Source organism: Maribacter spongiicola (assembly GCF_052119685.1).
In the GTDB taxonomy this organism is placed as follows: Bacteria; Bacteroidota; Bacteroidia; order Flavobacteriales; family Flavobacteriaceae; genus Maribacter; species Maribacter spongiicola_A.
Genome location: NZ_JBGQOO010000001.1, coordinates 324633 through 346694, shown reverse-complemented (window position 1 = coordinate 346694; position 22062 = coordinate 324633). Strand labels below are relative to the sequence as shown.

At 36.5% G+C, this 22062-nt stretch carries 16 protein-coding genes; 9 read left to right on the top strand and 7 right to left on the bottom strand.

All coding sequences use genetic code 11. The features are described from left to right. Positions 1-29: 29 nt before the first annotated feature. Positions 30-674, top strand: coding sequence for a hypothetical protein (locus ACEN2N_RS01375; RefSeq protein WP_441822657.1), 645 nt, complete (start codon positions 30-32; stop codon positions 672-674). 54 nt (positions 675-728) lie between these two features. Here the strand turns inward: ACEN2N_RS01375 and ACEN2N_RS01370 are convergent, their stop codons facing one another. After that, positions 729-1181, bottom strand: coding sequence for an Lrp/AsnC family transcriptional regulator (locus tag ACEN2N_RS01370; protein WP_441822656.1), 453 nt, complete (start codon positions 1179-1181; stop codon positions 729-731). A 168-nt stretch (positions 1182-1349) separates the two neighbouring features. Between ACEN2N_RS01370 and ACEN2N_RS01365 the strand changes: the two genes are divergently transcribed. The 4 genes from ACEN2N_RS01365 (at position 1350) to ACEN2N_RS01350 (ending at position 8630) form a co-directional block, all read left to right on the top strand. Next, complete coding sequence (locus ACEN2N_RS01365; protein WP_441822655.1) at positions 1350-2492, top strand: histidine decarboxylase; 1143 nt, start codon at positions 1350-1352, stop codon at positions 2490-2492. 253 nt (positions 2493-2745) lie between these two features. Continuing rightward, positions 2746-5016, top strand: coding sequence for an ATP-binding protein (locus tag ACEN2N_RS01360; protein WP_441822654.1), 2271 nt, complete (start codon positions 2746-2748; stop codon positions 5014-5016). A gap of 59 nt (positions 5017-5075) precedes the next feature. Next, positions 5076-5624, top strand: a complete 549-nt coding sequence (locus ACEN2N_RS01355) for a GNAT family N-acetyltransferase (protein ID WP_441822653.1) — start codon at positions 5076-5078, stop codon at positions 5622-5624. Between the two features lie 378 nt (positions 5625-6002). After that, on the top strand, positions 6003-8630 hold the full coding sequence (locus ACEN2N_RS01350) for an MGH1-like glycoside hydrolase domain-containing protein (RefSeq protein WP_441822652.1): 2628 nt from the start codon (positions 6003-6005) through the stop codon (positions 8628-8630). 70 nt (positions 8631-8700) lie between these two features. On the opposite strand, the gene ACEN2N_RS01345 is transcribed toward ACEN2N_RS01350, so the two are convergent. Together ACEN2N_RS01345 and ACEN2N_RS01340 are read right to left on the bottom strand one after the other, a co-directional pair. Beyond that, positions 8701-11523 carry an Npt1/Npt2 family nucleotide transporter gene (locus ACEN2N_RS01345; RefSeq protein ID WP_441822651.1) on the bottom strand — a complete coding sequence of 941 codons (2823 nt, stop codon included), beginning with the start codon at positions 11521-11523 and terminating at the stop codon, positions 8701-8703. A 25-nt stretch (positions 11524-11548) separates the two neighbouring features. Then, positions 11549-12454, bottom strand: a complete 906-nt coding sequence (locus ACEN2N_RS01340) for a serine hydrolase (protein ID WP_441822650.1) — start codon at positions 12452-12454, stop codon at positions 11549-11551. 265 nt (positions 12455-12719) lie between these two features. Here ACEN2N_RS01340 and ACEN2N_RS01335 point away from each other — a divergent pair, with 265 nt between their 5' ends. From ACEN2N_RS01335 to nhaD, 4 genes are read left to right on the top strand one after another with little or no spacing between them, the layout of a single operon-like run. Continuing rightward, positions 12720-13781 carry a pyridoxal-phosphate dependent enzyme gene (locus ACEN2N_RS01335; protein WP_441822649.1) on the top strand — a complete coding sequence of 354 codons (1062 nt, stop codon included), beginning with the start codon at positions 12720-12722 and terminating at the stop codon, positions 13779-13781. An 8-nt stretch (positions 13782-13789) separates the two neighbouring features. Further along, the gene (locus tag ACEN2N_RS01330; RefSeq protein WP_441822648.1) at positions 13790-14863 is read left to right on the top strand and encodes a DUF1611 domain-containing protein; all 1074 of its coding nucleotides are present in this window, start codon (positions 13790-13792) and stop codon (positions 14861-14863) included. Further along, positions 14860-15927, top strand: a complete 1068-nt coding sequence (locus ACEN2N_RS01325; RefSeq protein ID WP_441822647.1) for a mandelate racemase/muconate lactonizing enzyme family protein — start codon at positions 14860-14862, stop codon at positions 15925-15927. Before ACEN2N_RS01330 ends, ACEN2N_RS01325 begins: the two co-directional genes overlap by 4 nt. A gap of 9 nt (positions 15928-15936) precedes the next feature. Further along, on the top strand, positions 15937-17241 hold the full coding sequence (nhaD, locus tag ACEN2N_RS01320) for a sodium:proton antiporter NhaD (RefSeq protein WP_441822646.1): 1305 nt from the start codon (positions 15937-15939) through the stop codon (positions 17239-17241). A 2-nt stretch (positions 17242-17243) separates the two neighbouring features. On the opposite strand, the gene ACEN2N_RS01315 is transcribed toward nhaD, so the two are convergent. The 4 genes from ACEN2N_RS01315 to ACEN2N_RS01300 all read right to left on the bottom strand — a co-directional run bounded on the left by ACEN2N_RS01315 (position 17244) and on the right by ACEN2N_RS01300 (position 22046). Beyond that, entirely contained in the window at positions 17244-19874 is a 2631-nt protein-coding gene (locus ACEN2N_RS01315) for an MGH1-like glycoside hydrolase domain-containing protein (RefSeq protein ID WP_441822645.1), read from the bottom strand. A 133-nt stretch (positions 19875-20007) separates the two neighbouring features. Further along, a complete protein-coding gene (locus tag ACEN2N_RS01310; RefSeq protein ID WP_441822644.1) occupies positions 20008-20820 on the bottom strand; it encodes an amidohydrolase family protein in 813 nt (270 codons plus the stop codon). A gap of 54 nt (positions 20821-20874) precedes the next feature. Next, entirely contained in the window at positions 20875-21351 is a 477-nt protein-coding gene (locus ACEN2N_RS01305) for an SRPBCC family protein (protein ID WP_441822643.1), read from the bottom strand. 11 nt (positions 21352-21362) lie between these two features. Beyond that, entirely contained in the window at positions 21363-22046 is a 684-nt protein-coding gene (locus ACEN2N_RS01300) for a cell division ATP-binding protein FtsE (RefSeq protein ID WP_441822642.1), read from the bottom strand. Positions 22047-22062 lie beyond the last annotated feature (16 nt).

Here is a 22062-nt window from a genome sequence, read left to right as displayed (position 1 = left end):
TACCTTCAATTGCTAAGTATTTACAATCAATGAAAATCATCTCAAGCCTTATTGTTATTTTATTCATACAAACAGCTTCAGTTTGTCATGCACAGCAAACCCATCAAAATAGTCCTAAAATGTCGAAAGAGGTTACAGAGATACTTAAATTGGGTAAAGATGCTATTGTAGCATCAGCCTTAAATTCAATTGGCGGTTCCATAAGTCTTGAGAATTTTACATCAGCTACGGTATTGTCAAATGGCGAGGAAGTATATGTTTCGTTTAGAAATCAATATAAATACATTCCTATAAATACGATCTACTATTTTGATGTTGGGGTGAATATTACTACGCAAACTACATATAAAAACTCCGTTGCAAATCCTTACAATTATTCCACTGAACGAACGATTCCCTATTTTAACTTAACAGAAGATATCAAAAAGCATATCGATTTTGTAAAACAAGCGATTGGTAATTTAGATGGATTTGAAGAAGATATAATTATTCGTGAGAATGAAGACTTTTACGATATTGAAGTAGTATCTGATACTCAAGAATCTAGTTATAAAATCAAAAAGGACACAGGTGAAATATATGATGAATTTCACGCGCATCTTGAACCAATTCCTTTTGATGTTGATGACTCTAAAGAATTTAAAGAGGTGATCTTTTCCGTAATTGAAGACTAAAAGAGGTTAACAAATCAGTCATTATAACTCTTAAGCTTTTATTTTTCCCTTTTGTTACAAATTATAAGCAGTGCTATCTTTTACAGAATTCAATACAAACGAGCTGTGTATGGTAGAGATGCCATCAATAATAGACAGTTTTTCATTCATAAATTCATGAAACTCCGCTATATCATCTAAAGCAATTTTCAACAAGTAATCAAAATTACCAGATACTTGATGGCATTCCATAATATCGGGTAATAATAAAATCTGCTCTTTAAAACTGTCTGCCAATTTCTTCTGTTGTTTCGACAAGGTCACTTGGCAATAGGCGATTAATTTCTTTTCAATTTTCGTTCTATCTAGTAAGGCAACATAGGCTTTAATGATTTTTTGCTGTTCTAGCTTTCTAATTCTTTCGTATGTAGGGGTAACGCTCAACCCTACTTTAGCCGCAATTTCTTTAGTATTTTGCTTTGCATTTTTTTGAAGTTGCATCAATATTTTACCATCAATCGTATCCATACCAGTTTATTTTTCTTTTATTTAAATCAATAATGAGTTAAACAGTTATTTAAAACTGTTAAATTAAGTATATCAGTTCAATATTCTGTATTTAGTTTATATAAAGTAATTTATTATCAGTAATTGTAATTTTACAGTATTAAAATACGTGTACTTAAATAGGCGAATATGAATAATGAACAACAGATAGATGAGCTGTTAACCAAGCTAATTCAAGAGAAAGATAGGGTTATAGGTTACCCAGTTGCAAAAGATTTTGATTATTCCAGATTATACGAGTTTTTAAAGCATCCTATAAATAACGTAGGTGATCCTTATGAGGATAATACGTATAAGGTTCAAACACATGAAATGGAGCGTGAAGTGGTCGATTTCTTTGCAAAATTATACAGAGCAGATCCCAATGATTTCTGGGGGTATGTAACAAATGGTGGGTCTGAAAGTAACTTGTACGGCTTGTATTTGGCAAGAGAATCTCATCCAAAGGCAATGGTATATTTTTCAGAATCTACACATTACAGTGTAAAAAAAAATATTCATTTATTGAACTTACCAAGTATTACGATTAGGGCGCAAGAGAATGGTGAGCTAGATTATGATGATTTAGAGAATACCTTGCAATTGAACAGAGATAAACCGGCTATTATTCTAACCACATTTGGTACTACGATGACCGAGGCGAAGGATGATGTTTCTAAGGTGAAAAGAATTTTAAAGAAATTGGCTATTCAAAATCACTATATACATTGCGATGCTGCTTTGGCGGGTTCTTACGGTCCTTTTATAGAACCTCGTATTCCGTTCGATTTTCAAGATGGAGCAGATAGTATTTCTATCAGCGGTCATAAATTTATAGGTTCTCCGTTTCCTTCAGGTGTTATTATCGCAAAACGCTCGTTACGAGATCGAATAGCAAGGGGTATTTCATATATCGGTTCATTAGACACTACCATTACAGGATCTAGAAACGGACATAGTCCGCTGTTTCTGTGGTACGCCATAAAGAAAATGGGCGTAAAAGGTTTAGAAGAGCGGTACCGTCATAGTTTAGAAACTGCCGAGTATTGTAAGCAAGAGCTTCTGAAAATAGGCATCAACGCATGGAAGAATGAAGGGGCGATAACCGTTGTACTGCCTAAGGTTACCGATGCCATTAAAAAGAAATGGCAGTTAGCGACCGATGATATTACGCATGTAATTTGTATGCCTAATGTTACAAAGGATCAGATAGATGAGTTTATTCAAGACATAGTAGAAGAGCAGAAGAAAGGTGCTCAAAAAGAACAAGATGCATTGGCACTTCAAGATTAAATACAAAGGTTATAATTTAAAAAATCCCCATTACGATGACAATCGTAATGGGGATTTTCTTTTGATTGAACTTCGAATTCTTCACTACACTATTCTCGCAGATCGTTGGTAATATTTCAGTAGATGAAATAGTTATCCAAATTCATTTTCATATTTATTTGAAAATTTGAATCTGATCATATCAAAATGAGGTATATTCATTCATTGAAATTTTAATGATCGGTAATACCCCCCTTTAAACCTGTTACTAAAAATGACAAGCTTATTTTCAAGAGAGACCATGATGAAGTTAAAGTCCCTTATCGGTTCTACAAAAACCTATATTGTTCTATTGGTTTTGGCAATCGCTTTGTTACTGTACACTGTTAGTGTAGGCTACAAGCAAGTAAATAGACTTCATAAAACAGGAGATCTTGTTTCTCACACACTAGAAGTACAGCGAACCATTGTAGAGCTTTCATCTAAATTTTTAGAGGTAGAAGCCATTCAACTTAAAAAACTTTTTCAAGACGAAGAGAGTAATCTTTACGCCATTGTGGTAACAGAAATGGGTCAGTCATTAGATAGGTTGAATACACTTACAACAGACAACGATGCTCAACAAGAACGTGTTAAGGCATTACAACTTTTACATGATAGAATTAAGGTTGAAATTGATACTACCACCTTTACTGATGCCACTAAAGCGCCTGATAGTTTAGAAGTAAAAGATAGTATTGTTATTAATTATACTGGTTTGCGCTATAAGCGTCATCAGCGGATTTCGAAAATTGTGGCGGAGTCTCAGGTCATAAAAGATAGAATGCTCGCTGAAGAGAACTATTTAATGGTTTCGCGTAAAGAAGAATATACCTCGCAATCGTTCTTAACGCCCATGTCATCTTTATTAGTTGCGCTAACGGCATTGGGCATTTTTTTAATCGGCTTTATAAGTATATACAAGCAGAAAGGTGAAATTCAAGAAGTAAATAGCCAGGTTTTTATTCAGAATAAAAAATTACAAGAAACAGAAGAGTTTTTAAAAGGTGTATACAAAAGTTCGAACAATGTTATTAGCCATTTTGAACCTATTCTAGATACACAAAAGAATATAACCGATTTTCAATTTAGGTATACCTCTAATGCCATAGAGAAAGTAACAGGGTCAGAACAAGATGATATTATTGGCAGTTCTTTGTTAGAGATGTACCCAATGGTTTTGGAGAATGGACTTTTTGCTTTAATGAAAGAATGTTATGTAAGTGGCGAAATCCAAGAGCATGAAAGTGTGTATACGTTCGAGGGTGAAAAAAAATACATTTTTAATACCATTGTAAAATCAGCTAATGGAATTACAAATACCGCTTGGGATACTACAAAAATTAAAAAAGTAGAAGAAGAGCTTCAAAAACTGAACGAAGATCTAAGCCTACAAAACACCATTTTTAAAGAAGCAGAAAATGTAGCGGGTGTTGGTAGTTTTATTTGGTATTTAGATGATGGTACCGCAACGGTTTCTGATAACTTTTACAGAATCCTTGGGTATGAACCCGATAGTTTTGAGGTGACTTTTAACTCTTATAAAGAATTTGTGCATCCAGAAGATGTTGCCATTTTCGAATCTTTAAGTGCTAATGACATAGAGAAAGGGGCATCTACCGTTTTTTCATACCGTGTCTTTACAAAAGAAAAAAGCATTAAACATTTAGATTTAAAAGGCAAATATGTTGAAATAGATAACAGACCGGTATCGGTGGGTATTGTGCAAGATATTACCGGCCGTGTAGAAAAAGATAGGGCACTTATAGATAGTTATGAAAAATTGAAACATAGTAATGAAGAGCTAGAATCTTTTAATAGAGTAGCGAGTCACGATTTACAAGAGCCTTTGCGTAAAATTCAAATGTTTATTTCTCGAATAGAAGACGAGGGTGAAAAAAGCATGCCCGCAGGTATTCAAAATTATTTCGGTAAGATTAAATCCGGTACTTTTAGAATGCGAGAATTGATACAGAATTTACTTTCGTATTCAAGAATAGATAAGATTAATTCAAAATTTGAGAGTATTTCTTTGGGTGAAACTATTCTAAAAATCGAAGATGAACTATCGCAGCTTATTAAAGAAACGAATACGTCTATTACATACGAGAATTTGCCTATTATTCAGGGCATCCCTTTTAAAATAGAGCAATTATGTACGAACCTGATCAGTAATTCTATAAAATATGGCAAAAGTGATGTAGCTCCCAAAATAATCATTAGCTCTAAAAAAGTGCGTAATTCAGAAATTGAAGAAAACTTTAGCAAGAATTCAGAGTACTATTACAAAATATCATTTATTGATAATGGTATTGGGTTTGAGCCTGAGTTTGCTAGTAATATTTTTGAGGTGTTTCAAAGGTTACATTCAAAAAACGAATATTCTGGTACAGGCATCGGACTCTCTATTTGTAAAAAGATAGTTGAAAAACATAATGGTTATATTCATGCCATTGGCAAGAAAGACGAAGGTTCTACTTTTATTATTTATTTGCCTGTCAACTAAAATTTTTAACTCCTATTTTTGAAGGTATATTAATAGTATTAATACCTATCACATCAGCCATGAACAAACTCGAAATACAAACAGACCGATTAACATTAAGGCCGATTTTGGGGACAGATGTAGAAGTTATTCATCGCTTGCATTGCTTACCAGAAACAGATGAATTTAATACTCTTGGCATACCTGAAAATTTACAAGAAACTCATGAGGTGATAACCCCTTGGATCGAAGCCAATAATGCACCTGAAATCAGAAATTATACCTTTGCCATTCAGCATAAAACAAATAATGTATTTATAGGTTTATTCGGATTAAGACTTGGTCCCAAAAAATACAACAGAGCAGAGGTTTGGTATAAGCTAGATATTGATTATTGGAACAAAGGCTATGCAACAGAAGCTTTAAAAGCTGTTTTGAACTACGGATTCGATGTGCTTAAACTACATCGAATAGAAGCAGGTTGTGCTGTAGACAACATAGGTTCTGCAAAAGTGATGGAAAAAGTAGGGATGATAAAAGAAGGTCGTAAGCGGAAAATTCTCCCCCTGCAATCCGGATGGTCAGATAGTTTTGAATACGCCATTCTTGAAACAGATGTGCGTGGTTAAACTCCTGGGTATTATTATTTTTTCTAACTAATAAGAGAACGAATAGGGGCGGTAAGGGCGATATATAAATGTTTAAAAGCAAATATTTCTAACAATCTGTTATAAATCTTAGCAAAAGGTGAATACTTTAGTTTATGAGGTTCATAGTATAACAGTATTAAATTTAACAAGTTAACAACATTTTCATCTTATTAGTGCCAATTAGGTAATACTAATCACTTGCTAGGTGCGTTAATCAATCTTATACTATTACAAATGGTATTTTTAACGTTATGTCCAAATTTGGATATTAAATTTACACAGCTTTTAAAATGCTTGTTTAGTAGTTATTTGTAATAGAAGTTGAAAAAGAAGATAGTTATAATTGAAAAAGACTTTATGGTCCATAAAAATGCTGAGGAAAAAAGATTAGCCGTTGAGGATAATTATAAAAACTGGAAAAGATGGGGTCCTTATTTGGCAGAGCGCCAATGGGGTACGGTAAGAGAAGATTATAGTCCCGAAGGTCATGCATGGAGTTTTGTTGGTCATGACAAAGCACGTAGTAATGCCTATAGATGGGGAGAAGAAGGTATTGGCGGGTTCTGCGATTCTAGAGAAATTCTATGTCTAGCACCTGCTTTCTGGAACGGAAAAGATTCTATTTTAAAAGAACGCCTGTTTGGGTTAACAAATGATGAAGGTAACCATGGTGAAGATGTAAAAGAACTTTATTTTCATCAGGTATCAACGCCTACGCATTCGTACGCCAAATATTTATATAAGTATCCGCAGAAGAAGTTTCCGTATGCCGAGCTGGTAAAAAAGAATAAAAGTAGAAATCGTGAGGAGTCTGAATATGAAATTTTAGATACCAAGGCGTTTGCAAACAATACGTATTTCGACTGCTTTATTGAATATGCCAAAGAAGATGTTGGTGATATTTTAATGAAAGTGACAGTTATAAATAGAGGACCGAGAGCTGCGAATATTCACGTACTTCCGCATTTATGGTTTCGTAATTTCTGGAAACATAATAAGAGGTTCGAACGTCCTGAGATGAAATCTATTTCAGATAATTCGGTGCAATCTCGTAGCACACGAAATGGGCGTTACTATTTTTATCATGAAAATGGTGATCAACTTTTTTGTGAAAACGAAACGAACAACCAACGTATTTACGGTGTGCCTAATGAGGTCGATTATGTAAAAGATGGTATCAATGATCACGTAATCGATGGGCAGCCTTCCGTGAATCCTGATAAAAAAGGATCAAAATTTGCCGTGTGGCACAAACTCCGCCTAAAATCTGGAGAAGAAAAAACAATAAAAGTCCGACTTAGTAAAAGAAAACTTGCCGACCCTTGGGGTAATTTCGATGCTATTTTTGAAAAAAGAATTCAAGAGTGTGAGGAGTTTTATGGTAATATATTGAAAAAAGAACTTCCGGTTCAACAGCAAGAAATCGCTAAAAAAGCCTTTTCTGGTTTACTGTGGACGAAGCAGTTCTATTACTACGATGTCTATAAATGGCTGTTTGGCGGCCCGGGTGAAGCAAAGCCCTACAGAAAAGATTCTAGAAACACTAATTGGGAGCATTTGACCAATCGTCATGTTATCTCAATGCCCGATAAATGGGAATACCCTTGGTATGCTGCATGGGACCTTGCTTTTCATATGGCATCATTTGTAGAAATTGATCCTTATTTCGCCAAAGAGCAATTACTGCTGGTGCTTAAGGAAAGTTATATGCACCCTAACGGACAAATACCGGCCTACGAATGGAATTTTAGTGATGTAAACCCACCTGTGCATTCTTGGGCAGTGTGGACAGTTTATGAAAAAGACAAAAAACGCAACGGCAAGGGAGATTTTAATTTTCTTGAAAAAGCCTATCAGAAATTACTGGTGAACTTTACCTGGTGGGTAAACCAAAAGGATAAAAGCGGAACGAACCTTTTTGAAGGCGGATTTTTAGGGTTAGATAATATCGGAGTTTTTGATCGTAACCATATGCCCGAAGGTATTACCCGTATGCAACAAGCAGATGCTACCAGTTGGATGGCAATGTTTACCTTGAATATGTTACGTATGTCATTAGAAATGGCAACCATTAACCCTAATTATGAGGATAGTGTTGCCAAGTTTTTTAGACATTTCTTGAATATTGCCTGGGCAATGCACCATATTGGCCAAAAAGATATTTCGCTGTGGGACGATGAAGATAATTTCTACTACGATGTAGTCGAAATGTCGAACGGCAAAACCGACCGATTAAAAGTGAGGTCGTTGGTTGGTATTATACCCATGTTCGCAGTGGAGATTATTCATAAAGACTTATTCGATGAACTTAAGAATTTTAAAACTCGAGCAGCAGAAATTGTACGTACACGACCAGATTTGGCGTCTTTAATTTCAAATATTGAAGAATTTAATTCAGAAGGTAATTACCTATTTTCCATTATGCGTGGGTTTCGATTAGAGAAATTGTTGTTTCGTCTATTAGATGAAAAAGAATTCTTGTCCGATTATGGTATTCGATCACTTTCAAAATATCATGAAGAGCACCCCTACGTATTTCTGCATAACGGGCATCACCAAATTCAGTACGAATCTGGCGAGAGCCGTTCTAATATGTTCGGGGGAAATTCTAACTGGCGCGGACCAATTTGGTTGCCTTTGAATTATATGATCGTACAGTCGCTACGTAAATATTATTCGTATTATGGTAAGGAATATGTTTACGAGTTTCCGACAGGATCAGGTAAAAAAATGAACTTGAACGAGATCGCAAATGAGATTTCTAAACGATTGATTAAATTGTTCGAACCTGATGCCGATGGTAAATTTGTGTACCATTCAGATGACGACCAAAAAGTATTTACAAAGAATGAGCATTTTAAAAAGGAGCATTTCTTTTATGAATTCTTTGACGGGGATAGCGGTAAAGGTCTTGGAGCATCACACCAAACGGGTTGGACAGCTTTAGTCGCAAATCTTATTATGGAATTGGAGCAGAATAGTTAACCAATATTCTTTATTATATTCTAAACTCAAATAAGGTATTTTATCTACCTCGTTTGAGTTTTTTTTTGCTTTATACTTCAGCAGATATAGCTTGTTGTGCTTCTAAAGCAAAACTCCTAATTTTAGGATCTTCATCATTAAGAAGGCTTTCGACAATACTTAAATATCGGGGTTCTTTTTGTTGCGTTATTAGGTATAAGACCGCAAGTTTAATTTTAAGGTCGTTACTTTGTAATAGCAGTTTAAAGCATTCTAGTTCTGTCGGTATTTTGTGTTTGATTTTTTGAAGTTCTTCTTCAGATGAAATATCTAATGCAGACTCTTCAATAATTGGTAACAGTTTACGCTTTAATTCTCCCGTCAATAGATTGTCTAAAAATTCGATGGCATTATGCTGCGCTTCTTGTTTCTCGCTCAATAAACCTTCGTACGCAATAGCTACATCTTTTTGCTGGTAGCGTAACCCTAACAGTTTAAAAATACGTTCTAGTCCCGAATCTAAACGGCGTTCCAATAATTCTAACAAACTGGTTCTTGCATCTCGTTCTGCATCGCCGATTTCTTTCTTCGATTTGTTTCTATTTCGGTACGATATAATAATTTGGGTATGCATTGATGACAAGGTCTGATGATGCAATTTACATTCATCAAAAATCACCGACACCACTTTATAGCGATTGAATTTTAACTGCGGATGCGTTGCCCGTATGGCGCTCAGTGCCCGAACAACTTCTAAGCGAACCGTAAGGTCATTGTCTGTCAATATGGCCAATAAATGATGCACAGCATCTTTAGAATGAAAAGATTGCATGGCAGCAGGTATAAATCGCAGTACAGATAAAGGTTGCAATCGTTCCTGTACATTTTTGCGAAGCACGGGTAAAATCTGTTGCCCGTATAGTTTAAACCCTTCTAGAACAGTAGGTCTGTAATTTTTTTGCCCCAAAAACGGAATGATATGTTGCGCCATGGCAGGGTCTGTTGCGGTGCCGATTGCCTTTATCGTTGTCACGACCACTTCTTCATTATCATGGTTTAAAAAGGCAACAAGTTTGTTATAGAAAATGGGCATATTCGCCACACCTAATATTTCGATAACCGCTTCTACGTAGGATAGGTCTTTCTCGTTGGTTTCAATATTCTTTAGCGCCGCAGAAATGCGGTCTAGTAACGCGTAACGTTGTTTTAAAGAATAATTATTTTTTGCGGCTCTCGCCAAGCAGTACAATGCTGCCATGGCAATTCGCTTATTTGAATGTTCTAAATAAGCATCGAATACATACGATTTGTCTTTATGCGCGAAACTTAATACATAAGCCAATGTTGCAATGGTCAATTCTCGATCTTCGATCTTTAATAGTTCAGAGACCTCGGCAGTCATACTTTTAGAGTTTAAAAAGTATAAGTTCTGTATGGCCGATAATTTTACTTTATTGCTCGGGTGTTCTAACAATAGTTCCACATCATCTGCAAAGCGTTTGTCATTAATTTCCATCAATTTATCAAGCATGAATAGTATTTGCTCTTCGGTACCGCTTTTAAATACGGTACGCATACCCGTAACGACAGATACTTTAGAATGCGTAATTTTTTTGGTCTTCTTGCCACTATCTGTCAATACCTCTAAATTGGTTCTAAAGGTTTTGTAGTACTCAATTCTAACTTTGTAAATAAAGTATAACCAAAGACATACCAAGGCGATAATTAAAATACCAATGTAGAATGACGGTAGGTCTAGACCACGTACTACGAATATTAAAAGGCATCCGGCAACACCTGTGGCTAAACTATCTACAACAACGTCGATGAACGATTTTGTCCTGTTTTTAAGATCGAAAGGTAGCGGTAGGGTCAATAATTCCGACGCACTTTTATGTATAGATTGTTTTAGTATTCCATCCATTGCCTTAATAACCACTACTGCTGAAAGTTCGGGTAGTAATAAAAACAAAATGCTTCCGCCAAAAATACCAATGGGTAATAGAAGAAGTGAAAAACCAACGCCCCAAATACCCACAATTCTATGGGTAAAGAATAGTTGTATAACCAGTGATAACAAGTTAAATGTCGAAAACCAAAAAGCAAAAAAGGCAGTAAGGTCATCGGCATCGGTTATGGCCGATGATGCAAAATCACTAAATAGATAATCTACTAATTTGGCAACGACCACACTCACCGCAACAATACTCGCGATATAGGTTAGGTGCTTAGATTTTAAAATGAGTTTTATGGGCGGTTCTGAAATATTGGTCGCCGACTTATGTTTTTTTACGCTACCATTTTTTAGTACTCGTATATTCCAAATTTTTCTAAGTAATGGTATACAGAAGAATAAGAGCATTGCGGCAACGAACATTAAATTTTCATTACCAATTAGTGGTGCTAAAATAGAGGTGAGGTATCCGCCGAAAATACCTCCGATAATGGCACCTGATCCAATAAAGCCGAACAATCGTTTTGCTTCTCTAATATTAAAGACCAAGTTTGCCAACACCCAAAATTGCGATGCAGATAATACGGCATAAATAGCCACCCAGATATAAAAGAAGTACAACAGCACGCCACTCACGACATCCAAGGAAAGCAGTATGCCCAAGCCTATTAAAATAATTATAGAACTTATAATAGTAACCTCGATTACTTTTTTGAGCTGAAATTTTGCAACCGCTTTTGAATAGAAATAAGAAGTGGCAATTGCGGTAATTGCTACCAATAAAAAGGCAAATGGTAATTGTTCGATACCTAATTCTGAAAGAAATAGGGCATTGACCGTGGGCTTAATAATAAGCAGAACGGCAATGACCAAAAAAATGTAGGCGAGCATCCAAAGAGAAACTTTGAACTCGCCTTCACGTACATCGAATATTTTTTTAATGAGTCTTTCTACCATCAAGAAATGGAAATCTGTATTCCAAGACCTAAAGTACAGGCTTTTTTAGCACCTTTTCAATTGGTTTCACTAAATCTCTAATAATTTGTTCACCATTGGCATCATCGATCAAGGCAACCAAAATATATCTTCTGTTACTGTCCTCGCCCCAAACCAATATAGAATCGGAGTGGTAGGTGCGCCAAGAACCTGATTTTCTGAACAATCTGGCGTTTGGTGCAATCTTATCTAACGTATTTACGAATTTATGGTGCAACTCTGGGTCTTCCATAATATCCAACATTTGTTTAGAACGTTTTTGGTTCACTAGCTTACCGTTCGCCAATAAATAATAATACCTACAAACTTGTGTAACCGTTGCAGCGTGACTTAGATTTTTTAGTGGCTCACGATTGGTGTTACCACCACCGCCGTAACGTTTACCAACCCAGAGTCCGCCTCCTTTTTGCTCGTCATAAAAGGCATATTTGGGATCTGTCATTACCGATTCAAGCTTTTCATAGCCTACACGGTCGATCATTCTGGTAGATGCGGCATTGTCAGATTTACTGATCATTAGGCGCATATCTTTTTTAACTTCTGCGGTTTCTTTTAATTCACCTTTCTCAATAGCGTCCATAGCTGCTAAAAGAATAGCTATTTTAGGTAAACTGGCGGCATACATCATATGATTGCCATTTACACGGGCGAAACGAAATTGCTCTGGGTTGCTGAGGTCAACAAGACCTACCGCCATTTTCTTTTGTATAATAAGGTCGTTCCATGCTGGGTGCGATGCCAGTTCATCTCGTAAACTGGTTTGCAACGAACTGTCTAACAATTTTTGCAAAGGTTTGATCTTTGCATTATCTATGCGAATAGGCAGTTCATTTTGTGCAAATAGGTTTACGCAAAATAGGATAGAAAAAAGAAAAAAGACATGGGTTGATCTCATTGATTTTTGGGTGTTTAAAAATGTAGTCAAAATTAGGTTATGCACAGATTAGTAAAATGTTAATTTTTGCTATTTGTAACTATTTAAATAACCTAACAAATACGCCTTGTCGTCATATATAGCGTAAAATTCTATGTTAATTTTTTAAATATTTTCATATTATATACTACCTATGCGTGCCTTTTTTTAGTATAATGTTTACGAAACTATAAAAGGATTATTAATTTAATTACTGTACCTTAAAAAATGGAATATAACCTAGCTTATGAATCTTAAAGACGGCGTAAAAACTGCTGAGAATAAAGTGTCTGCAGAGGCACGTAAACTTAGCGATATGGTTAAAGATACAAGTAAATCTTTAGTAGATCGCTTAGAGTGTTTCGAAGATATTATAAGTTTAGAAGTAGGAGATACGGGTTTACACCGCGCCAAAACTTTAGAACGTGAGTTTAATTTGCGTCAACTATATCTTAAATATGAAGGGGACAACCCAACCGGCACACAAAAAGATCGAATTGCCTTTGCACAACTTTACGATGCCCTGCGTCGCGAATTTTCTGTTGTCAGTTTAGCTACATGTGGTAATTACGGTGTGGCAATGGCTCTGGCATCTGATCTGGCGGGTATTGATTGTAAAATATATATTCCAGAAAGTTACCATACCGATCGTGTGGTTGAAATGGAAAGCTTGGGTGCAGAGATTATTCGTATTCCTGGTAGTTATGAAGATGTGGTGACCGAGAGTTCGAGATTGGCAGCAGAACATGGTTGGTACGATGCCAATCCTGGTGGAGCCAACACTCCGTTACAAATATCGGCCTATGCTCAAATAGCTCAAGAAATTTTCGAAGATTTAGGCGATGCGCCAAAGTACTGTGCGGTACCTGTTTCTAACGGAACATTGTTTGCCGGTATTTATCGCGGATTCGTAAATCTGTATAAAAGAGGAAAAACTTCTCGTATACCTAAAATGATTGCCGCATCATCATCTCACAAGAACCCGATCGTGGAGTCTTTTTTATTAGGATTAGATCATTGTAAGGATTTGAATCCGGCAGCAATTAAGGAAACGAAGTACAATGAACCTCTAATTAATTGGCATAGTTTCGATGGGGAAGAGGCATTATATGCTTTGCAAGAATCGGAAGGTGAAGCTTTTAATATCAGTGATAAAAAATTGAAAGAGATGACTTCTCTTTTATATAAAAAGGAAGGATTTCGAATTTTACCGGCATCGACAGCGGGTTTAATCGGACTTCTACAATTAGACGAAAAAATGAATTTTGAGCCTGACCGCTTCGTGGCCGTGCTCACTGCAAAAAATTAAATAAATAGATGAAAAAAGTTATTGACGGTAAGGCACTAGTATATTGTGAGGGAGCATTTAATACTCCGAATGGTAAAACAGCCCATGGGCTGGTTCGCTTTACAGAGCGTTACGAAGTAGTAGGTGTTTTAGATGAAAAATATGCGGGCAGAGATGCCGGTGATGTGTTAGATGGTAAGCCGAACGGTATTCCTGTTTATAAAGATTTAGCGTCTGCCATTGTTGCCTTGACTGCGAGTCAAAATTTGCCAACCTACTTGGTAATCGGTCTTGCGCCAGATGGTGGTAGATTGCCAAAAGTAGCGAAAGCGACCATTAAAGCAGCTTTACAACAGGGTTGGAACGTTGATAGTGGTTTGCATGATTTCTTGACCAATGATCCTGAACTTGTGGCTTTGGCCAAAGAGAAGAATGTTAAGATCAGAGATATTAGAAAGACGCCCGATCGTGATCAATTGCACTTTTTTACAGGTGATATTGAAAAAGTTGACTGCTTAAAATTAGCGGTTTTAGGAACGGATTCTGCCTTAGGTAAACGGACTACTGCTTGGATTTTGGTACATGCATTTCGTAATGCGGGTAAAAAAGCAGAAATGATTGGAACCGGACAAACAGGGTGGATGCAAGGTGCTAAATACAGCATGGTAATGGATAGCTGCATTAACGATTTCGTTTCAGGTGAAATCGAACATGCCGTGGTAAGTGCCTATACTAATGAAGACCCAGATGTTATTGTTATTGAAGGTCAAGGGAGTTTAATGAACCCTGCTTACCCTGGTGGATTTGAAATTCTTGCAGCCGGTAGACCAGACTATGTAATTTTACAACATGCACCAAAAAGAGTAGAGTACGACGGATTCCCTGGGTATAAAATGCACTCTTTAGCAGAGCAAATTAATGCGATTCAGGTTATTTCCGGTAAAGAAGTGATTGCGATTACCATAAATCATGAAGACATGGATAAAAGTGAAATACTTGATGTTTGTAAGGCTATTACCTTAGAAACTAAACTACCCGCTTTTGATGTGTTAGAATACGGGGCAGATGATTTGATCTCACTTCTAATGGAGAAAATTAAATGAGAATAACCAATATTTCTTTTGAGCGTTTAGATCTTAAACTATCAGACCCCTATACTATTGCTTACGAAACGATTGACCGTACCAGTAATTTTATTTTAAAGGTTGAAACCGATACCAGAATTGTGGGTTATGGTTGTGCAGCACCTGATCCTGTGGTTACCAATGAATCGCCAGGTGATGTTACTCAAGCAATAAAAAATATAATTATTCCCTATTTGTTGGGTAAAGATCCGTTTACATACGCCTTGTTGTTGTTGGAGTTAAAAGAATTGTTGGGTAGACGGTCGTCGGCATTGGCGATGGTTGATTTAGCTTTATTCGATATTATGGCTAAAAAAGCTGAGGTGCCTTTGTACAAGTTTTTAGGCGGTTTTCGTGACCACATTGCTACGAGTATTACTATTGGTATTATGGGTATTGATGATACCTTGTCGTATGCCAGTGAATATGTAAAACAAGGTTTTACCATCTTGAAAATAAAAGGCGGTTCTAATCTTGAAGAGGATATCGCCAAAATGAGAATGATTCATGAAAAGTATCCTAATATAGAATTACGTTTCGATGGTAACCAAGGCTACTCTGTTAAAGAATCTGTAGATTTTGTAAAAGCTACAGCTGCTATAGGTATCGAAATATTTGAGCAACCTACGAAAGTAGAAGCAGAAGAACGATTGGGCGAAGTAACCGATTTGGTAAGCATACCCGTAATGGCAGATGAGAGCTTAAAAACATTGACCGATGCTTTTCGCTTAGCACAGAACGAGCGTGTAGATATGGTGAATATTAAGTTGCAGAAAGTTGGTGGTATTTGGGTAGGTATGCATATTAATTCTGTAGCAAAAGCGGCTAAATTAGATGCTATGGTAGGTTGTATAGATGAATGCGGATTGGGTATTGCTGCAGGTTTACATTTTGCCCTATCTAGACCGAATATCGTGTATGCGGATTTAGACGGACATTTAGATATTATTGATGATCCTTATCATTCTATATTTAGATTGGAAAAAGGAATTTTATACCCTACCGAAGAATACGGTTTAGGTTTTTCTGATGCTAACTTTTAATTAATTGCCATGTATTTAACGCTACTCGCTGTTTTTGTTGTTGGATATTTTTTTATTGCATTAGAACACACCGTCAAAATTGATAAGGCCGCCACGGCTTTACTAACGGGTACCTTGTGTTGGGTTGTTTATATTCTGGGTCGAGATGTGTTTATTGCCGATATGCCAGGTAATGAATCTATACATTTTGTAACCGAAAGTCTACGAGAGAATTTAGGCGAAATTGCAGAAATTTTATTTTTCTTATTAGGGGCTATGACCATTGTCGAAATTATCGATGCCCATGAAGGGTTTTCTGTAATTACAGATAGGATCAAGACCACCAATCGTGTAAAGTTATTGTGGATTTTGTGTCTATTGACCTTCTTTCTATCTGCTGCATTAGATAACCTTACAACGGCAATTGTAATGTCTGCCTTACTTCGTAAGCTCATACATGAAAAAAGAGATTTGTGGATGTTCGCGGGACTTTTAATTATTGCCGCCAACGCAGGTGGTGCTTGGTCACCTATTGGCGACGTAACCACCATTATGCTTTGGATCGGTGGTCAGGTAACCGCCATGCATATTATTAAAGAAATATTCTTGCCAAGTTTGGTGTGTTTGTTAGTGCCTTTGACAATTATGTCATTTCGATTTAAAGGCGATATCGCTAAATCTACAGAAATTGATGATGTGTATTCTCACGGATTTGAGGTCAGTAATTTTGATAAAAACCTTGTGTTTTCTATAGGTATTGGTGCGCTATTATTCGTACCAATATTTAAAACTATAACCCATTTGCCACCATTTATGGGTGTTCTGTTAGGGTTGAGCTTAGTTTGGATAACCACCGAAATTTTACACAGAAACAAGACTATCGAAGAAAAGAAAACCTTAGCAATTTCTAATGTATTAAGAAGAATAGACACACCAAGTATTCTATTTTTTTTAGGAATATTAGTGGCGGTTGGGGCACTACAGTCCGCCGGGCATTTAGCCGATATTTCTCGATTGTTAGATGCTAATTTTGATAGTATCTATGCGGTTAACTCCATCATAGGGATTTTGTCTTCTATTGTAGATAACGTGCCATTGGTTGCAGGTACTATGGGTATGTATAGTCTAGAAACATATCCGCCAGATTCAGATTTCTGGGAACTACTAGCTTTTTGTGCTGGTACGGGCGGTAGTATTCTTATCATTGGATCAGCAGCTGGTGTCGCCATAATGGGCATCCTTAAAATTGATTTTATGTGGTACCTAAAGAATATATCGCTGCTGGCGTTTATTGGCTACATTGCCGGTATCTTAACTTTTATGATAGTGAATTAGAACTATTTTTCGTCTAGCTGTTCAATTAGGTTGGCGACTAAGGCCGTCCAACCTGTTTGATGGGCTGCACCTAAACCACGACCGTTTTCTCCATGAAAATACTCGTAGAATAAAATCAAATCCTTAAAATTAGGATCTTGGTAGTATTTCTCGTAGTTCTTGTTGATTGCACGGTTGCCATTGGCATCTTTCTCGAACATTTTTATAAGACGCTTGCTTAATTCATCGCTAACTTGTTTTAGATTTAGCAGTTTTGTGCTTCCCGTTGGGTATTCAAAAAGAAAATCATTGCCATCATACCATTGGTATTCACGTAATGCTTGAATAAATAGGTAGTTCATGGGCATCCAAATAGGTCCGCGCCAGTTAGAATTACCTCCAAAGAGCGATACGGTAGATTCTGCAGGTTCGTAATCGATAGAATAATCTACTCCAGCGATATGAATTTGATATGCTTTCTCGTGCACCTTGGATAAAGATCTGATACCATAGTCGCTCAAAAATTCTTTTTCATCTAAAAGTGCGGCAACCAATTTTTGCATTCTGTCTTTTGGAACCAAAGACAATAAAAGATCACCATTTTCTTCATACTGCTGAATAACCTCATATTTAAGTGTCTCTGCACGGTATTTTTTAAACCAAAGAACACTTGCCTTGAATTTCGGGAATTTGTCTAGTACACTTTTCTTAATAGTAAGTACGGCCGCCAATGATAACATGCCGGCTATAGATCTCACTTTTATTGTGGTCGATTGCCCGTTAGGTAAAATTAAACGATCATAGAAGAAACCTTCGGCGTCGTCCCAAGTATTGGCTTTATCGGTATCCATTTTGTTCAAAGCTTCTGCAATGAATACAAAATGACCGAAATACTTGGTCGCCATATCTTCATAAGAATCGTCATGTTCGGCAATACGTAAGCTGATTTCAAGCATATTCAAGCTGTACATGGCCATCCAAGCGGTACCATCTACTTGATCTAATATACCACCACCCGGCACGCCATGGCTGCGATCAAAAACTCCAATATTATCTAGTCCTAAAAATCCGCCTTGAAAAACATTATTGTCATTTCTGTCTAAACGATTTACCCACCAGTTAAAGTTGAGCGATAGTTTGTTGAACATTCTTTTTAAGAACTTAATATCTGGTACGCCGGTAATAGATTTATCGGTACCATAAATTTTTAGTGTCGCCCATGCCTGTACTGGCGGATTCACATCACTAAAATTCCATTCATAAGCTGGTATTTGCCCATTAGGCGACATGTACCATTCTTTGGTAAACAATAGTAACTGGTCTTTCGCAAACTCTGGGTCGATAGAAGCGAACGATGCACAATGAAAAGCAGAATCCCATGCAGCATACCAAGGATATTCCCATGCATCTGGCATCGAAAGTATATCGTGATTGCGTAAGGTTTTCCAATGGCTATTACGGCCATCTAATCTTTCTTTTGGCGGCGGAGTGGTTTTATAGTCACCTTCTAGCCATTTTTCAACTTCGTAGTTATAGTATTGCTTCGTCCAAAGTAAACCTGCAAATGCTTGTTTTAAAATTGCCTTCCGGTCTTCTGTCGCTTTTGGGGCGATATTGTCATAAAAGATATCACATTCTTTTCGTCTCTTTTTGAATATGGAATCGAAGTCTGCAAAAGGTGTATCAATGGTTTCTTCGGTTAGGCGAAGCTGAAAGGTTTTTGATTCGCCACCATCTAAAATGACTTGATAGAGCGGGGCAAATTTGGTACCTGAATTATTTTTTGTTGCTAATTCGAAATCATTATTGCATACGGCAGTGTGGAACAAATCTTTCTTAAATGGATGTTCATTCCTATCTTTATAAACCTTCTCTCTGTTGGTTTCGTTTTCGGTGAATAATAACTTTTCTGTTGGCTGAAAATAGAAATTATACTTGCCAACATACGGGTGATCAATGAATACAGAAGTGTCTTTGCCCTTTTTAACGGTGCCCATTACCGGTTTTCTAGACATTTTTTTAAATGTCCAATGATTACGAATTACTAATTGCGGCAATAAAGTTATGGGAGCCGGTTTTGAATTTCTGTTAGTAATGGTAATCTGAATAAGAATATCGGTTTCGTCAGCTTTTGCATATTCTGTGCTAACATCGAAGTAGGTGTTATCATCAAAAATACCGGTATCCAATATCTCGAATTCTAGCTCTTTTCGATTCCGTTTTTGATTTTCATTAATCAGTTGATTGTACGGATATTCTTTCTGAGAATACTTGTACAAATACTTCATGTACGAGTGCGAGGGCGTATTCTCTAAATAGTAATACAACTCTTTTACATCTTCACCATGATTACCCTGCGGACCTGTTAAGCCAAAAAGGCGCTCTTTTAATATAGGATCTTTTCCGTTCCATAAACCGATACTAAAACACATGTTGCAATAGCGATCACTAATACCTGCTATACCATCTTCGCCCCAACGAAAAGTACGACTTCTGGCATGGTCATGCGGAAAATAGTTCCAAGCATCGCCAACTGCACTATAATCTTCACGTACCGTACCCCATTGGCGTTCACTTAAATAGGGACCCCATTTTAACCAGTCTTTTTCTTTGGTATGTTGTTGGGCCAAACGGTCTTTTTCAGGGTTTTTCATGGAAGGGTTTTTTGGAGGTACGTTATGCGCTAACCGCTGTGATAATATTATAATAAAATATCTTAGTTGAAATTTACTTTTTATTTAGCCAAAAGTCAAAAGCCAAAAACCAAAAGCAATGTAAAGCCAACAGCTATTTTAACTTACTCACATCAATCTTAAAAAGTTCAGCGGCATTTTTCCAGAGAATCAATTCTTTCTTTTCGTCAGTTAAGTCTAATTGGCCCATGAATTTCAAGTACGATTTCATGTTAGAAATAGGCCAGTCCGTTCCATAAAGAAGATATCGTGGGTCACCAGCATAGGTAATCATTTCTTCTATTTCCTTTTTCATGTAGCGTTCAAACTTATCGGAGAAATCACCTAAAACCAATCCTGATATATCTGCGTAAACGTTTTTGTTTTTGTAAACGACCTCCATACAATCTTTGATCCACGGGTTACCCACATGGCAAATAACGATTTTTAACTCTGGATAATCAACCGCCAAATCATCGATATGAATAGGGTGGGAGTATTTTATTTTTCCGGTAGGGGCATAGGTGTCGCCAGAATGAAACATTACAGGCACATCATACTCAATTGCCATTTCATACATTAGTTTAAATCGAATATCATTCGGATAAAATGGCTCGTAACCAGGATAGAATTTTAAGCCTTTAATGAATCCTTTGTCAAGGTAATCGCTAATCTCTATTACATCTCTATGGTTGTAATGTAAATAGCTAATGCCCGATACTACACCTAAATTGTCGTATCCTTTTACAGCCTCTACCACTTGTTTGGTGCTAGGTCTGTGTTCATTGACTTTGTACGAGGTAAGCACCAGAGAATAATCAATATTATTTGCTGCCATATTATCAGAAAGCTTATCTAAACTTTCGTTTAATGACACTACTCTATCTTCGTGATAGTTGTTGATGTGTGTATGTACGTCTATGATCATGTAATGAGTATTTATGCTAATTTAAGAGTAACTCTAGGTATATGAGTATACTATTTATTCTTGAATTATTTGTTTCCACTTATCAGATTCAGCAAATTCTTTAATTGTGGAATTTCGTTTCTCTAGCAAGTTTGTCATGTACTTTTTTAGGAATAATGAATTTGCCAATTTCCCTAAAAACCCCAACGGTGATTGGTAATCAAAATAGTCAATCATTAATGTTCCATTAATAGTGTTTTTAAAATGGTGTTCATGCCTAAATTTTTTGAAAGCGCCATTTACCATTTCATCAGAAAAGAAAACAGGGTAATCAAATTCGGTTATTTTAGAAGTAAGAATTTGGTAAATTCCAAAATGCTTAGCGCGCCAACTTACCGATTCATTTAAACCAATTAGTCCGCTGGTAACTCCTGCTATAGCTTCTTCGTTTGTATGTTTTGTAGAAATTTTATGAAGGTCTATACTCCGCGATAAGTCAAAGACAATTTCTTTTTTTGCATTTATCTCTGTTCTAATTTCAATCTTTGGCATAAACTGTATTGCTAAACCGCCCTTTGCACCACCTCAAATACCTTATTGGCATCGCACTTAATAGTTTTAGATGGGAATTTCAATATCAATGCGTAATCATGTGTTGCCATCAATATGGTTCTGCCAGCTTTATTGATTTCTTGCAATACCTTCATGACCTCTACACTAGTTTGTGGGTCAAGGTTTCCGGTAGGCTCATCGGCAATAATCAATTCTGGATCATTTAATAAGGCACGGGCAATGGCAATACGTTGCTGTTCTCCGCCAGAAAGTTCATGTGGAAATTTAAACCCCTTGGTTTTCATGCCTACTTTTTCAAGTACATTAGAAACTTGGGTATCCATTTTTGCCTTATCCGTCCAGCCAGTAGCTTTCAGTACAAAAAACATATTCTGGTTGATATTTCGGTCTGGTAGTAGTTTAAAATCTTGAAAAACGATTCCTAATTTTCTACGTAAAAACGGAATTTCGCTTTCCTTTAAAGTCTTAAGATTGAATTCACCAACATGACCTTCACCTTTTTGCAAGGGTAGATCACCATACAGGGTTTTCATGAAGCTACTTTTGCCGCTTCCGGTCTTGCCAATAAGGTAAACAAATTCGCCTTTTGCAATTTTTAAACTCACTTCACTCAGCACCAAGCTCTCTTTTTGAAAAATAGAGGCATCCTTAAGTTCTAAAACAATCTCTTCCATAACGCAAATGTTGATA

What these genes read in the sequence shown, in the direction of transcription:
- ACEN2N_RS01375 (WP_441822657.1), top strand. Translation starts at nt 30, where the DNA reads ATGAAAATCATCTCAAGCCTTATTGTTATTTTATTCATACAAACAGCT.
- ACEN2N_RS01370 (WP_441822656.1), bottom strand. Translation starts at nt 1,181, where the DNA reads ATGGATACGATTGATGGTAAAATATTGATGCAACTTCAAAAAAATGCA.
- ACEN2N_RS01365 (WP_441822655.1), top strand. Translation starts at nt 1,350, where the DNA reads ATGAATAATGAACAACAGATAGATGAGCTGTTAACCAAGCTAATTCAA.
- ACEN2N_RS01360 (WP_441822654.1), top strand. Translation starts at nt 2,746, where the DNA reads ATGACAAGCTTATTTTCAAGAGAGACCATGATGAAGTTAAAGTCCCTT.
- ACEN2N_RS01355 (WP_441822653.1), top strand. Translation starts at nt 5,076, where the DNA reads ATGAACAAACTCGAAATACAAACAGACCGATTAACATTAAGGCCGATT.
- ACEN2N_RS01350 (WP_441822652.1), top strand. Translation starts at nt 6,003, where the DNA reads ATGGTCCATAAAAATGCTGAGGAAAAAAGATTAGCCGTTGAGGATAAT.
- ACEN2N_RS01340 (WP_441822650.1), bottom strand. Translation starts at nt 12,454, where the DNA reads ATGAGATCAACCCATGTCTTTTTTCTTTTTTCTATCCTATTTTGCGTA.
- ACEN2N_RS01335 (WP_441822649.1), top strand. Translation starts at nt 12,720, where the DNA reads ATGAATCTTAAAGACGGCGTAAAAACTGCTGAGAATAAAGTGTCTGCA.
- ACEN2N_RS01330 (WP_441822648.1), top strand. Translation starts at nt 13,790, where the DNA reads ATGAAAAAAGTTATTGACGGTAAGGCACTAGTATATTGTGAGGGAGCA.
- ACEN2N_RS01325 (WP_441822647.1), top strand. Translation starts at nt 14,860, where the DNA reads ATGAGAATAACCAATATTTCTTTTGAGCGTTTAGATCTTAAACTATCA.
- nhaD (WP_441822646.1), top strand. Translation starts at nt 15,937, where the DNA reads ATGTATTTAACGCTACTCGCTGTTTTTGTTGTTGGATATTTTTTTATT.
- ACEN2N_RS01315 (WP_441822645.1), bottom strand. Translation starts at nt 19,874, where the DNA reads ATGAAAAACCCTGAAAAAGACCGTTTGGCCCAACAACATACCAAAGAA.
- ACEN2N_RS01310 (WP_441822644.1), bottom strand. Translation starts at nt 20,820, where the DNA reads ATGATCATAGACGTACATACACACATCAACAACTATCACGAAGATAGA.
- ACEN2N_RS01305 (WP_441822643.1), bottom strand. Translation starts at nt 21,351, where the DNA reads ATGCCAAAGATTGAAATTAGAACAGAGATAAATGCAAAAAAAGAAATT.
- ACEN2N_RS01300 (WP_441822642.1), bottom strand. Translation starts at nt 22,046, where the DNA reads ATGGAAGAGATTGTTTTAGAACTTAAGGATGCCTCTATTTTTCAAAAA.